This window comes from Prevotella sp. HCN-7019 (assembly GCF_037890215.1).
Lineage (GTDB): Bacteria > Bacteroidota > Bacteroidia > Bacteroidales > Bacteroidaceae > Prevotella.
Window position 1 is genome coordinate 87,497 of sequence record NZ_JBBKBO010000001.1, and the last position, 13,182, is coordinate 100,678.

The 13,182-nt window shown below is 48.6% G+C and carries 9 protein-coding genes; 3 read left to right on the forward strand and 6 right to left on the reverse strand.

Going from position 1 to position 13,182, the window contains the following annotated elements; all coding sequences use genetic code 11:
- Nucleotides 1-7 precede the first annotated feature (7 nt).
- The 6 genes from WKT13_RS00350 to ribD all read right to left on the reverse strand — a co-directional run bounded on the left by WKT13_RS00350 (nt 8) and on the right by ribD (nt 10,330).
- Nucleotides 8-961: a zinc-binding metallopeptidase gene (locus WKT13_RS00350; protein ID WP_340322387.1), complete on the reverse strand. Its 954-nt coding sequence runs from the start codon at nt 959-961 to the stop codon at nt 8-10.
- Nucleotides 962-967: 6 nt separating this feature from the next.
- Nucleotides 968-2,695: a RagB/SusD family nutrient uptake outer membrane protein gene (locus WKT13_RS00355; protein WP_340322388.1), complete on the reverse strand. Its 1,728-nt coding sequence runs from the start codon at nt 2,693-2,695 to the stop codon at nt 968-970.
- A gap of 22 nt (nt 2,696-2,717) precedes the next feature.
- Nucleotides 2,718-6,272, reverse strand: coding sequence for a SusC/RagA family TonB-linked outer membrane protein (locus WKT13_RS00360; protein WP_340322389.1), 3,555 nt, complete (start codon nt 6,270-6,272; stop codon nt 2,718-2,720).
- Between the two features lie 1,036 nt (nt 6,273-7,308).
- A complete protein-coding gene (locus WKT13_RS00365; RefSeq protein WP_340322390.1) occupies nt 7,309-7,812 on the reverse strand; it encodes a sigma-70 family RNA polymerase sigma factor in 504 nt (167 codons plus the stop codon).
- Between the two features lie 302 nt (nt 7,813-8,114).
- Nucleotides 8,115-9,260 carry a glycosyltransferase family protein gene (locus WKT13_RS00370; protein WP_340322391.1) on the reverse strand — a complete coding sequence of 382 codons (1,146 nt, stop codon included), beginning with the start codon at nt 9,258-9,260 and terminating at the stop codon, nt 8,115-8,117.
- A gap of 92 nt (nt 9,261-9,352) precedes the next feature.
- The gene (gene ribD, locus WKT13_RS00375; protein ID WP_340322392.1) at nt 9,353-10,330 is read right to left on the reverse strand and encodes a bifunctional diaminohydroxyphosphoribosylaminopyrimidine deaminase/5-amino-6-(5-phosphoribosylamino)uracil reductase RibD; all 978 of its coding nucleotides are present in this window, start codon (nt 10,328-10,330) and stop codon (nt 9,353-9,355) included.
- 135 nt (nt 10,331-10,465) lie between these two features.
- On the opposite strand from ribD, the gene prmC reads away from it, so the two are divergent.
- The 3 genes from prmC to WKT13_RS00390 are packed head-to-tail and all read left to right on the forward strand — an operon-like array spanning nt 10,466 to nt 12,546.
- Nucleotides 10,466-11,326 (forward strand): peptide chain release factor N(5)-glutamine methyltransferase, encoded by an 861-nt coding sequence (gene prmC / locus WKT13_RS00380; protein WP_340322393.1) that lies wholly within the window; start codon nt 10,466-10,468, stop codon nt 11,324-11,326.
- 25 nt (nt 11,327-11,351) lie between these two features.
- Nucleotides 11,352-11,858, forward strand: a complete 507-nt coding sequence (locus tag WKT13_RS00385; RefSeq protein ID WP_340322394.1) for a regulatory protein RecX — start codon at nt 11,352-11,354, stop codon at nt 11,856-11,858.
- Nucleotides 11,842-12,546, forward strand: a complete 705-nt coding sequence (locus WKT13_RS00390; protein WP_298620290.1) for a ComF family protein — start codon at nt 11,842-11,844, stop codon at nt 12,544-12,546. Before WKT13_RS00385 ends, WKT13_RS00390 begins: the two co-directional genes overlap by 17 nt.
- The last annotated feature ends 636 nt before the right edge of the window (nt 12,547-13,182 follow it).

The window sequence follows — 13,182 nt, forward strand, 5'->3', positions numbered from 1 at the left end:
ATATTCTTTATTTTAGAGTATCAAAATTCACGTTATCAAGATTTGCCTCGCGCTCTTGTACGGCGTTTCGCAGAGCATCTATGTCAAGATTCCAATTCTCAGAAAAATATGCTTTTACAAAACTGAGTTTGGCATCTATTGCATTACGTCCTTTTGTACCAGCCTTATCCAGTATGGCCTGGAATTCGTCCTCTGTAGAACATACATAAGTTGAGAATATCTCCGCGAAATCTTCATCGGCACTATACGATGAGTATGCTGTCACGAAACCCAACGCATAAATCTGAGGATCAGTCTCGCTGACAAACGCTGTGGTCCACATGCCTCCAAGATATTCTGTTCCAGAAATCTGGTTAAATTCCGTTGAGTAAGGCACTTTCTGATGAAACACGTGCCCGAACTCATGGATGATGGTGTGGAAATAAACTTTATTCAGTTCCTCTCTTGACCTTATCACACTGTCTGTCGGTACATAATTCTCGTAAAGAACATCTCCCAAATGATTCACATACCACAGATTTATCTTGTATCCACCTTCGGAAGAACCCAAAGTATAACTGCCTTCCGACATCCAGCCTCCGTTAGAGTTCCACCCGGGATTGCCCACAAGATCGACATGCTTGGGGAAATGCGCACGTATAAAGGCGCTGCTGCCTGTAACTTCATCGAATGAATCAAAGCAGATGTACTTCAGAATACGTGCCATCCTTATCGCGTTCTGATATTTGGGAGGAACAAGGATGTAGTCCATACTTGTCTCGTTGTCTTCCCAACGGTATCTCAGTTCTATGTTGTAAGGTTCCACATAATTGTCGAGCAACCATCTGTCCAGTTCGTTCATCGGCGTCTGACTATCCTTTATCACACTATAGCTTGTGTCGACATCATCCTCAGAACATGCTGAAAAAATAAGACTCAGCCCTGCAAAAAACATTATTGCGAATCTTCTAAATATCTTCATAGCCATTTATTTTAAGTTGAATTTAATTTCTTTTCCTGTCTTGTTCCACACTGTCAGCGATGCATTGTTATCAGAATCCAGACGCGGATTGGGCTGCAGGCCGGCCGAGCTGACCTCGAAAGGAATCTGTATTGCCTGACGCGGATCACGATAATCCATCTCGTCAATAAGCTCAATAGCATTCAGAGCTGTTATTATCTTGCGGCGATATACTTTTATTCCATATCTCTTAATATCGAACCATCTCATTCCTTCGTGCAAAAATTCCAGACGGCGCATCAACAACAGACACTGAAGAAGATTCTCCTGATCGCTGCCCTCGGTCAAAGTGATCCATTCTGGATGCAGATGTTTTCTTGGACGCGGCACATCCGGTGTATAATAATCATACTTATTGGCCCATTCACGGATGCGTTCCAGCGTAAGAACCTTGTTGATCGGTTCCGTAGCATAGATGTAATTGCCTTCATCATCATATTTATATGTGTTGTACGTAACATTGTCGGCAAGGAAATTGTCGGTCCATACGTTAATGTCTTTCAATGCCTGTGTATACTGTTCTGTAAGTGCATAAGCCTCAGCACGATTAAGCAATGCCTCCTCAGACTTGAATGCTACAACCAATGTTCTTTGGAAACCGACATGTGTATTCTCGTTTATCTCTTCGAAATATATAGGTTGTTTCGGGAACATACACTTGTTGTAGGTTGCCGTATAAAACCAATAGAAATTGAATATAGCCTGCGACTGTTGTGCACTCTCGTTTTCGGGAGCCCACGGAGTGAGGAAGAACTGCTCTGCCTGTGCTATATAACTATTGTTGTTGAAACGTGAACCGGTTGAAGTTCCTGAGAAATAATATTGGTCTGTAGAGTAAACCGGCAGCAAGAGGAAGTTAGCCTTCTCAGATGATGAGGTGTATTGTATGGAGCGCGGCTGCATATCGTCGGTAGGCATAGAGACCATAGCATCGTAATCACGCATATAACTCTCCGGATTATCTCCAAAGGCCAGCGAAGCATATTTTATTGTTTCCTCAGGCTTCTGATAGAACAGATAGAAACGAGATGCAAAAGTATAGGCTGCCTTTGTGTTGAAGTGATAACGCGGAACGGTGTATATGGCATCATTCATGAGAGAAAGTCCGAGCAGCAGGTCTTCCTCTATTTTCTTGTAAACACCTTCCACAGTGCCGCGGTCATACTTTGGATCAAGGCTTGTCTCCGGCTCCGTGACATACGGTATACCAAGGTCTGTGGAGCTATATTGTTTTGAATAATTTTGGCAAAATATGTTTACGAGCATGAAATGAGCGTAGGCACGGCACAACAACGCCTCACCTTTAATGGCTTTTCGTGTCTCATCTGTCGCTCCTCCCATTTCCTCAAGAGATTTCAGGGTCTGGTTGGCAGCCCCGATAGCTGCATAATAGTCCTGCCATATCATAACCGGACTTTCATTATCGCTTTCAGTCACTTCCTTCCAATAAAAGCATTGCTCCGAGAAACGATCGTAATAACCGTTTGCCTCACCGTTCAAATCGTCGGCATTATCTGATGCCAGTTCTGTCACTCTTACATAAGAGCACTTGGGATAGGCAGAGTTCAGCAAAGCTTTTAATTCGCTTTCCGTATCGACAGTTATTCGGTTGTCGGGCATCTCATCGAGAAAGTCATTACAAGAAGTGAATGACAGAAGAGCGCATATGATTAATGAACTGTTAAACTTATTCATATTGTCGGTTTTTATTAATGTTTCAGAAACTTAATCTTACGGTGAGAGTGTACTGCTTGGGCATTGGTGATGCGATACCTCCCGAATTGAAGAACTCCGGATCCATTCCATTGAGTTTTTTGTCTGCATAGATGAGGAACAGGTTGGTTGCCTGCAACTTGAGATTTACATTCTCCAGTTTCAACGAGCTGAGCCATGCTTTCGGTAAAGTATAGTCCAACGATATCTCTTTCATTCGTATGAAATCACCCTTTGCAATACGTTCTGTACTATAGTTATATGCATTGTATGCAATTTCAAGATTCGGGTTAAGGAAGTTCTGACGTACTGATGGTATCACCGGAATTGTCGTTATGTTCTCCTCTCCGGATGAAGACCAGCGGTTGTTGAACTCACGCGGCGTAGCATCGAGGTCGGTATATGTGTTTGAGAACACCGGATCGAGACGAACTACATTGCCGAATGAGTAGACAACAAACACGCTCAATCTGAATCCTTTGTACTTGAATGTATTTTCAAGTGATCCGTAATCTGTCGGATCGCTCGAACCTTCGTACTTCAACCAGCTTATATCAGAATACTCCTGGAAGTTGATATCATCAGTTGTTATCGCGCCGTTTGCAACCTTGAACGTAGGCAGTCCCTCGTTGGTTAGCTTGTTGAACGGTATTGAGAAGATCGAACGTACAGGATAACCCTCTAATGCAAATCCGTTGCCTCGTACGAGATCGATCACACGTGCTGTATTTTTGAGGTTTGTAACCTCTGTATACTGATGCGAATAAAGGAATGTTGTATTCCACTCGAAATCCTTTGTCTTTATATTCTTTGTGCTGAGTGAAAGTTCAAAACCACCAGATTTCATATCGGCAACATTACCGAACTTGTCCACTTCACCGCCGACGCCCTGCACTGTGATAGGGCCAATCAGATCGAAGTTGCGGCGGTTGTACCAGCTGAGCTCCATGTTGATGCGATTGTTGAAGAAGCCCATATCGGCAGTAAGACTGAGTTCATGCTTCTTCTCATAGGTCAGATCAGAGTTACCGAGTTCGGTTATCTCCAGTGTTGTCTCCTGGTCGCTGCCTACAGGACGCCATCCCACGAGACTGTTGATAATGGCAACCGAGTTACTGATGTCGTAAGGACCGCGGTCTGCTGTCAGCGAGTAAGAACCTTTAAGCGTGAAGTGTGAGAACGTAGGCATGAAGTTCTTGAACCATTCTTCCTCATGAGCATTCCATGCACCCGATATGTTCCATGTGGGCAACCAGCGGCTCTTGCGATTGTTGCCAAGTGTATTCGTACCCTCATAACGCAATGTTGCGTTGCCGATGTAGCGTCCTTTATATGAGTAGGTAGCATTACCGAAGAAAGCCATTGTGCGCTCCAATGTTCCATTAAGCGTGTAATAGTCGGCCCCTTCGTTCTTAAGTTTGTCGAACATATCAGGATCGTAGTTGCCTATATCACCAAAGTTGTACATCCTTCCCCATGCACGCATCCATGAACTGTTACGTTCAACAGAGTTGGCTTCAAGTCCACCGAAGAGGTTGAGGATATGAGTGTTCTTTATGATTTTATTATATGTGGCAGTAGCACGGAAATCCCATGAGTTCATACGATAGTCGTTGCGGTCGTAGATACCTCCATACGGCAGCACACTCACCGGCACTGCATACGGATCGTTCGGGTCTGTCCACAAATACGGATTGTTGTCGCGTATTATCGTATTGCCCATGGCTCTGTAGGCATTTGCCTGGTTTGAGTCCTCGGTCACATTGTGTTCTGAAGAAGACTGCGAACGCTTTATTGCACCGATCACGTTCAGTTCAAGTCCAGCTATCGGTTTGTAAGACACCATACCCTGTATCTTGAACTCATTTGTATTAAGCTCAATGTAGTTGTTCTCCAGTTCATGGAATATGTTGAACGGATTGTAGTTGCGGGTATAGAACTCATTGGCGTCAAGTACGCGCGATGTGTTCAAAGCATAAGAATACGGATTTATGTCAAACTCTCTTGACACTTCGCCGCTGATGAGATTGACTTCCGAGCTAAGCGTTCCGGGAGCATACTGCTGGCGTGTGGACGCATTTCCAATGAGTTGGAACTTCAATTTGTCCGAGAACACGAAGGTAGAGTTGATATTTGCCGTATATCTCTTGACGCGGCTCTGCTTATACCATCCCGGGTCTTCCATCAAACTGAGCGAAGCATAGTGCTGACTTCTGTCAGTACCCGTACTTATGCTAACCGAATGGTTCTGCATGATGTTCGTGTTGAACAGCAGGTCGAACCAGTCTGTGTTTCTGTATTCCTGCTGCCGCAGCCACTCGTTGCGTCCGGCATCGGTGTTGAGCACATCGCCGGAGTTTATCAGTTCGGCCAGCTTGCCGTACACACCACTCTGGCTGGCGTTCACGACATCGGCAGGATTGAGATATCCTTTCTTCTGCAACTCCTGATATACAGACATCTGTTCCTGGGAGTTCATTATGTTGAAGTTGTTATAGCTCGGTTTCAGACGCGAAGTAAATTCGCCCGTATAACTGATGTTTGTCTTACCGGAGCGTCCGCGTTTGGTATTGATGACAATCACTCCGGCCATGGCCCTTGCTCCATATATTGACGTAGCCGAACCATCTCTCAATATCTGGAAGCTCTCGATGTCGTCGGCATTGAGTCCGGCAATGGCGCTCGACAGCAAAGTCTCGGCGTTACCCGACGACAGTTCGTCGGCATCCACCTCTATAACGTTCTCCTGTATCACGCCATCGACAACCCACAGCGGCTGACTGTTGCCGTATATAGACGTGGCGCCTCTCACCTGGATTCGCGGTGCCGTACCAAAAGTACCCGTAACATTCTGCACGCTCACACCGGCAGCGCGTCCCTCGAGCGAACGGCTTATGTCGGCCACACCGTCAAGTTTGGCGTCCGAAGCATCGATGGTTGTTGTTGAACCTGTAAAAAGTCGTCTGTCCATCTTCTGCATACCGGTCACCACTACATCGCCCAGACTGTGCACATCATCCTCCAGAATGATGTTGGCGCATTTGGAACCGGCCTTTCTCTTGTACGACTTCATGCCAATGTATGAGTATTCGAGTATGTCAGAAGGGTTCACTCCGTTTATGGAATAATATCCGTTGACATCGGTTACATCCTTCTTGTCCGTGCCTACAACCGCCACTATGGCTCCCACAACAGGTTCGCCGTTGCTGTCCATCACACGTCCACGTGCCACATTGTTATCCTGATTGCCTGCCGACTTCTTCTCAATCCGTATAGTCTTTCCATTTACGATTGACGAATAAGGCAGATTCTTCAACAGAATGTTCACCGCCTCCGGCGCACTGCTATTCTTTATTTCCAACGTCACCTTGTGTCTGCCCAGCTCCTCGCGGTCAAATACAATCTGATAATAACCACTCTGGCGCTCCACATCCGTCAGCGCTGCTGGCAAAGGAGTTTCCTTACACGTAAGAGATACTTTCTGCCCTTGGGCATTTACTTTTGCCGTGCAGACCAGAAAGAAAACGATCAGGCAAAAACAGTTTAAGCTAATTCTCATACAATTAAAATTTTAACCAAAAAATTAGAAAATATAACAATATGACTGAAAAAGCCACGTTTGGGTACCGGATTATTAAAATAATTTCAATAAAATTTATAAATCAAATAAAATATCACCTATTTTATAATAGTCCGAAAAACAAAAAACTAGAATAGCATAAGTTTTTCCGACACAATCATAGCTCAGTCTGTGGCAACCGGATATGAACAGGTTGAAATAAAACGCTACTGCTTCAGTCACGGATAAGCGTTGTATGTTTCAGTTTGGATGAGACCAACACGCGCTCTTTCAAATTCTAAGCAGGTTGTGATTTTTTCTGCTGAGTTTTCTGTTCTACCCCGAAAAATAAGTGAGAATTTGCGCTCGGACTTTTCTTCGGACGCAAATACGCGAGAAATAAGAGCTTTACATAAATTACTATATACCAACAACTTACGCTCAAGAGTAAACTTTTCATCACGCGAAATGTACCGTTTTAGCACGCGGTATGGCCCATATCGAGGCCTGATATGCACCATAACACACCCTGAAACAGACGAAAACAGAGGCTGAAACGGGCTTTATCGGAGCGCAGTACGGACAGTCCGGCACTCCACCGCGGAGTATACTGCAAAGCTGTACAGCCCGAAACGGCCTGTATAATGCACGGATTAACATTTTTTCACATCTCTTTTGCGAAAAAATTTTGTCAAAAAAAAGTCAAGAAAAACTGTAAGTCCGTCGCCTGAGTTTTCTTTAAAAACACAGACATGAGACTCTACTAAAAGCACAGGGAGCATGCACTTGTCTTGCGGTGATTATTCATCGGTGTGGCAATGTAAATCAGTCTGCATGGCCTTCAGCACCACACGATGGTGACGACCGATACAATATAAACGGCCGTACGCGGCATGGAGATATGCGACGGATACGCATACAACAAAGCACAGCAGGCCTAACATTCCTGACACAAGCAAAAGTTTAAATCAGGAACGGCAGTGGAAAATATTGCCTGCGGCCATAACCAGCCCGCCACATTTGCTACAGAGCACAACTAAGCGGCACCGCTTACCTTTCCACGCAATATGGACATGCCTTTCACAATATGCTTCTTCACACCGTTGGTGCTTATGCCGAGCATCTGTGCCACTTCCTTGTAAGTGAAGTGTTCAATATAACACTTCTGCAGGACAAAACGTGTGCGCGGTGACAGAGTTTCCATCACCTGTTCCACCATGCAATAACGCATCTCACGCTCTTTCCAGTTCTCATCACTGTCTGCCACCACAAGTCTGCTGCTGTACTTGTTTATGTCATCGCGATGTCTGAACTTAGCAAGATAGGTGATGCTCTTATTCCTTGCACACGAGAACAGATAAGCAATAATTTTCTCCTTTTTCACATTGTCCCGGTTTCTCCATACATCTCCAAAACAATCGCTCACGATGTCTCGTGCCACCTCATTGTCTTGAACCATATGTACAGTAAAATAGTACAGTTTATTATAAAAGCCCAAAAAGAGCCTCTCAAATTCAGTGTTTCTCATATTGTAATTCATCTCTCAATTTTTCACTCACAAAAGTAAATAAAAATAAAAAATATCCAAAACTTTTGTTTTATTTTTTCTATTTTTACTTACATACAGTACATACAACACCTTATTAAATGACAAATATACATCTGAGTGCCACAGAAAACTGCCTACAAAAAACATTCATCTGTTTTTGTAATCAGAGCAGCATCACGCATCTGGGCCATAACAAAAACATTGTCATGCCAACAGACATATACAGAGAAACATAAAAATTAATATTCCACACCTAGTGCGGAACTAAGCAGAAAACAATTATCAAAAACATTTCAGACTCCCGCATAACGCGAAGGCAGTAGCGAGAAGAGGAACGCCAGCGACATGTGATGTTCCGGCACGACAGTCGCGGCACGTTCTATGCGCGACATCATACGCACACTGCAGCAGCTCACCCAGTGGCGGAACTCCGGGTCGGGAGTATATTCTGCTGAAAAATCGAGCAGACGGCCCAGGTCGAAATCGCGACAGACGATGCCCGCTCCGCAACGGCTCGCGTCGTAGGCGTTGCAGTCCTGCTCTATGTGTGCCGGCACCATGAGTATGGGTTTGCCCAGATACATGGCCTCACAGACAGATTCGAACCCTGCGGTCGTGGCATAGGCGCGACATCCGGCGAGCGACTTGAGGAAGGCTTTGTCGTCTATCTGATTGAACGTGAGGTTGCGGTCCACCTTATAAACCTTGCCCACGCCCTTCTTGTCCCAGAAGAAGTTGAGCGGCACGTCGGGGTGGTTGCGGTGCCAACGGTTGATGCTCTCGCCGAAACCGGCGTTCACCATGTAGCCGTGCAGATAGTCGCCGGCCACCGCCTTGGTGTCGAGCACGTCGCGTCGGAGCAGCGGCGGCACCACGCTTACGCCCGATTCTCTGTCGTCGGGCATGTTTCTGAACGACAGGGCGAGCTTGTCCTGCGCGCCGATGCAGGTGATGCGGGTGAACATGCGGAGGAAGAACAGACTCACGGGGCTGCCCTTCGGAAACTCGAAACCGTCGTGCAGGAACAGGTATTGGTGGCCTATGCTCACCTGAGGCACCTGCGGACGGAACAGCAGATAGGTCAGTCCGGTGAGCAGTTCGTAGAAGTTGATGACAAGGTCGGCCTTGGTCTGCATTATCCGACGGCGGATGAAAAGAATGCTCTTCAGATAAGTCGGAGTCTTGAATATGTTATACGCCACGCTGCGCGTTAGGTTGCTGCGCTTGTTGGAGGGCGTCGGCAGGAAGTTTGGACTGTCAAACAGCTTTATCTCAGTGTTCATGCTGCGGCTAAAGAAGTCGGGCAGACTGCGCGCTCCGCTCTTTCCCACGAGCACCTCGACCACCTCATGGCCGTTGCGGCGCAACATGGCTTCCATTGTTATGGCCTGCGTGAGATGTCCGCGGCCCTCGCCCTGCACGATAAAGAGAATTCTCATAGATTGTCGTGATATAGTTAATGTTCCATTTTACACAATGTAAAATTATTCCTTGCTTATTACGCCGGCGTTTAATAAGTGTTACATTTATATTAAATGTCCTTGTGCCGTGCGTGTCCATAGGTTACGATCGTGTTGCCGTCGTAGGTCTTCGAGCCCGTCACCTCTATGTCCTGCGGCAGTTGCGGAGCCTTTGTTCCGCCACCCACTACTACAGGCGCCGTCTCCACACGTATTTCGTCCCACATGCCTGACTCAATGAACGTGCCATGGGTGAACGCTCCGCCCTCCACCAGCAGCGACTGCACACCGCGACGATAGAGCTCGTCGAGTATCTGCGGAACAACAGGCCGGTCGAAGTCGAGGCCCGGGAAGAAGGGCCGTTCGCGGTCTATCACGATGCGCAGAGGGTCTGGCCCGGCCCAGTGGCGCACGTTGAGCTGTGCGTTGTCGCGCTCGGCGGTCACACGTCCGATGAGTATGGCGTCGTGCTCGGCGCGCAACTTGTGTACAAGCATCCGTGTGAACGGTGTCGAAAGAGCCACGGGACGGCAGTGGTCGTCGATAAATCCGTCGGCCGTCTGCGCCCATTTAAGGGTGACGAAAGGCCGTTTCCGGCTGTTGAAGGTGAAGAACACACGGTTGAGTTCGCGGCACTCGCGCTCCAACACACCCACCGTGACGTCGATGCCGGCGTCGCGCAGCTTCTGAATGCCACGCCCGCTCACCTTGGCAAAGGTGTCTACACACCCCACAACCACACGCCGCACACCTTTTCTGACAATGAGATCGGCACACGGAGGAGTCTTTCCATAGTGGGCGCATGGTTCCAGACTCACATACATCACGGCTTCCGGCAGCAACCGTTCGTCCTCCGGCGCCACCGAAGCAAAGGCATTCACCTCTGCATGACCTTCGCCGCAGCGCACGTGATAGCCCTCACCAATGATGCGTCCACCGGCAACTATCACCGCCCCAACCATCGGATTGGGACTAGCATTGCGGCGTCCGCAGGCTGCGAGTTGCAGGCAGCGGCGCATGTACATTTCGTCTGTTGTGCTCTGGTTCATATCAAAATTATTAAGTATCTTTGTGCAGGCAAGCCCTTGCGGCCCGCCCGTTTGGCCGGAAAGCGGCGGTAAGCGCGCGGCAAATCCGGTAAAGACAAACCATATCAAAACATCAAAACCACTGATAAAGACATCATGACGTACAGAGAACTTTGGCAGACTCTCATTCCTACATACGACGAACGCGAGGCGAAAAGCATCGCACGCATGGTCTTCGAACAGCGTTTCGGTCTGAGTCTGACCGACATTTGTATGGGCAAAGATAAACAATTATCCGAAAAAACGCACAGTGAAACGGAAAAAATTGCGGAGCGCCTGCTGCAAAACGAGCCAGTACAGTATGTCCTGGGATGCGAAACCTTCTGCGGACGCACGTTCAAGGTGCGCCCCGGAGTGCTCATTCCGCGACCGGAGACAGCCGGTCTCATAGAGCTTATGGCAGCGCTGCGCGACCCGAAAAGGCCTTCGGCCAACATTCTCGACATAGGGACGGGCAGCGGATGTATTGCTGTCACGGCGGCGCTCGACATACCGGGGGCCGACGTCACGGCGTGGGACATAGCCGACGAAGCACTTGCCACGGCTGCAGAGAACGCCAAGGAGCTCGGCGCACAAGTGAGAATAGTGCGCCAGGACGCGCTCTGTCCACCTGAGGACAACGGACTGTGGGACTTCGTTGTGAGCAATCCGCCATACATCTGCGACAGGGAACGGGCGGAGATGAGCCGCAACGTACTCGACCACGAACCGGCCACAGCTCTGTTCGTACCCGACGACGACCCGCTCAAATTCTATCGTGCCATTGCCCGTTACTCGCGTCTGGCACTGCGGCCGGGAGGATGGCTTCTATTCGAAATAAACCCGCTGTATGCAGACGAGATGCTGACAATGCTCACAGATGAGCATTTTGACCGTATAAGCATATCCGACGACATGTTCGGCCGCAAGCGATTCGCCATGGCGCAACGGCCCGACCGTCCCACAACTACTGCATAACAGAATCAGACAAACAACACTGACAATGACAGAACGCAAGACAATAACCGAAGAACAGGCCCTGCGCCGGCTGTCGGCCCTCTGCTCCAAGGCTGAGCACTCCACGGGCGAGATGGCCGCAAAGCTGCGCACATGGCAGGTGGACGAAGACGCGCAGCAGCGCATAATCGACCGTCTGAAAAGCGCGAGATACGTGGACGACGAACGTTTCTGCCGCTCGTTCGTACACGACAAGATACAGTTCGACAAATGGGGGCGACGCAAGATTGAGATGGCACTATACAAGAAAGGTGTAGGACGCGATATCTATGCACCCGTACTCGACAGCATCGACGACAGTGAATATGCCGAAGCTTTGCGTCCGATGCTCGAAGCCAAGCGCCGGAGCATAAAGGCACGCAACGACTACGAGCTGAACTCGAAACTCATAAAATATGCTCTCTCGCGCGGATTCGGTATGAACATCATACGCATGTGTCTCGATGCGGCCGGCGACTTCGATGTAGACGAAAGCGATGAACCTGATTTTTAAAATAATACGCCACCTCACCGACATCATGGCCCCGCGGTCATGCGCCGTATGCGACCGCCGTATGTCGCCGGACGAAAGCGCCATCTGTGCACGCTGCGACATGCGTCTGCCGCGTACCGGCCACGAGACCGACATGACGGGCAACGAGATGGCGCGCCTGTTCTGGGCACGCATAGCCGTAGAACGCGCCGCTGCCATGTGGCTATATCAGCCCCATTCGGAGGTGAGCGCCTTGATATACCGGCTGAAATACGGCAACCGCCCTGAGCAGGGACGGCAGATGGGTATCGCTGCGGCACGCGAACTGAAGGCCGCCGGATTCTTCGACGGCATCGACCTTATTATCCCCGTGCCGCTGGCCAGGGAGAAAATGATGCAGCGCGGCTACAACCAGAGCGAGGAAATAGCACGCGGCGTGGCTGCCGTGACGGGACTGCCGGTGGTGACCGGAGCCGTAACACGCATACGCAACACCGAGAGCCAGACAAGCAAGACGGGTGTGCAGCGCGTGGACAACGTGGAAGGAGCCTTCCGGCTGATGCGTCCCGACAGGGTGGCAGGCCGCCATGTACTCATAGTTGACGACGTGGTGACAACCGGTTCCACTGTATGTGCCTGCGGCAAGGAGCTGATGAAGGCAGGCGGAGTGAGCATCAGCGTGATGTCACTCGGATTCACCCACCAGTAGAACCATCTGCAAACATCCTCTCCTCCGAAACTCTCAACCTCCGCACGGCCTCATACGCAACCTCCACACACCACTGCAGAACACTTTCCGTAAGGAATAACGAAAAACACAAATTGGCTTTGAAAATGAATATTTATACATTTTTCAAAGTAAAAAATTTTGACAATTATTTTTTGCAAAATAGAAAAGCGACAGCCCTCAAACAGCATATTTCAAAGTACTGCAACCTTGGCCACAACATCAGAAAAAGTCTTTCTGCCGACCACTGCACTCACATCACTTTACAGAAAAGGCCATTCGGCATTACGATATGCACTGTTTCGGAGTGTGATAAATACTCTATCAGCACGCGAAAAAGCCTGTTTCGCACCCTAAAAAAGCCCATTTCGCAGCACGGTTTCTTCTTACCAATAACACAGAAACACATAAACCACTGTGACACAACTACTTGCCTTAACCTCTCAAAAATCGTGTATTTGCACCCGAATGGACTGATGAACGCAACGAGCGCACTCTCGTGAAGTTACCGGTGAATATTTATTCATGTCCGATGACGCAACTGCATAAATATGCAAAAAACTCTTCTGCTCCGCTTCCGGTGCATTACCGGCATTCGTAAATACGAAAAACATTATG

Excerpts from the sequence above, each read along its gene's own strand:
- WKT13_RS00350 (WP_340322387.1), bottom strand. The coding sequence starts at position 961 with ATGAAGATATTTAGAAGATTCGCAATAATGTTTTTTGCAGGGCTGAGT.
- WKT13_RS00355 (WP_340322388.1), bottom strand. The coding sequence starts at position 2,695 with ATGAATAAGTTTAACAGTTCATTAATCATATGCGCTCTTCTGTCATTC.
- WKT13_RS00360 (WP_340322389.1), bottom strand. The coding sequence starts at position 6,272 with ATGAGAATTAGCTTAAACTGTTTTTGCCTGATCGTTTTCTTTCTGGTC.
- WKT13_RS00365 (WP_340322390.1), bottom strand. The coding sequence starts at position 7,812 with ATGAATTACAATATGAGAAACACTGAATTTGAGAGGCTCTTTTTGGGC.
- WKT13_RS00370 (WP_340322391.1), bottom strand. The coding sequence starts at position 9,260 with ATGAGAATTCTCTTTATCGTGCAGGGCGAGGGCCGCGGACATCTCACG.
- ribD (WP_340322392.1), bottom strand. The coding sequence starts at position 10,330 with ATGAACCAGAGCACAACAGACGAAATGTACATGCGCCGCTGCCTGCAA.
- prmC (WP_340322393.1), top strand. The coding sequence starts at position 10,466 with ATGACGTACAGAGAACTTTGGCAGACTCTCATTCCTACATACGACGAA.
- WKT13_RS00385 (WP_340322394.1), top strand. The coding sequence starts at position 11,352 with ATGACAGAACGCAAGACAATAACCGAAGAACAGGCCCTGCGCCGGCTG.
- WKT13_RS00390 (WP_298620290.1), top strand. The coding sequence starts at position 11,842 with ATGAACCTGATTTTTAAAATAATACGCCACCTCACCGACATCATGGCC.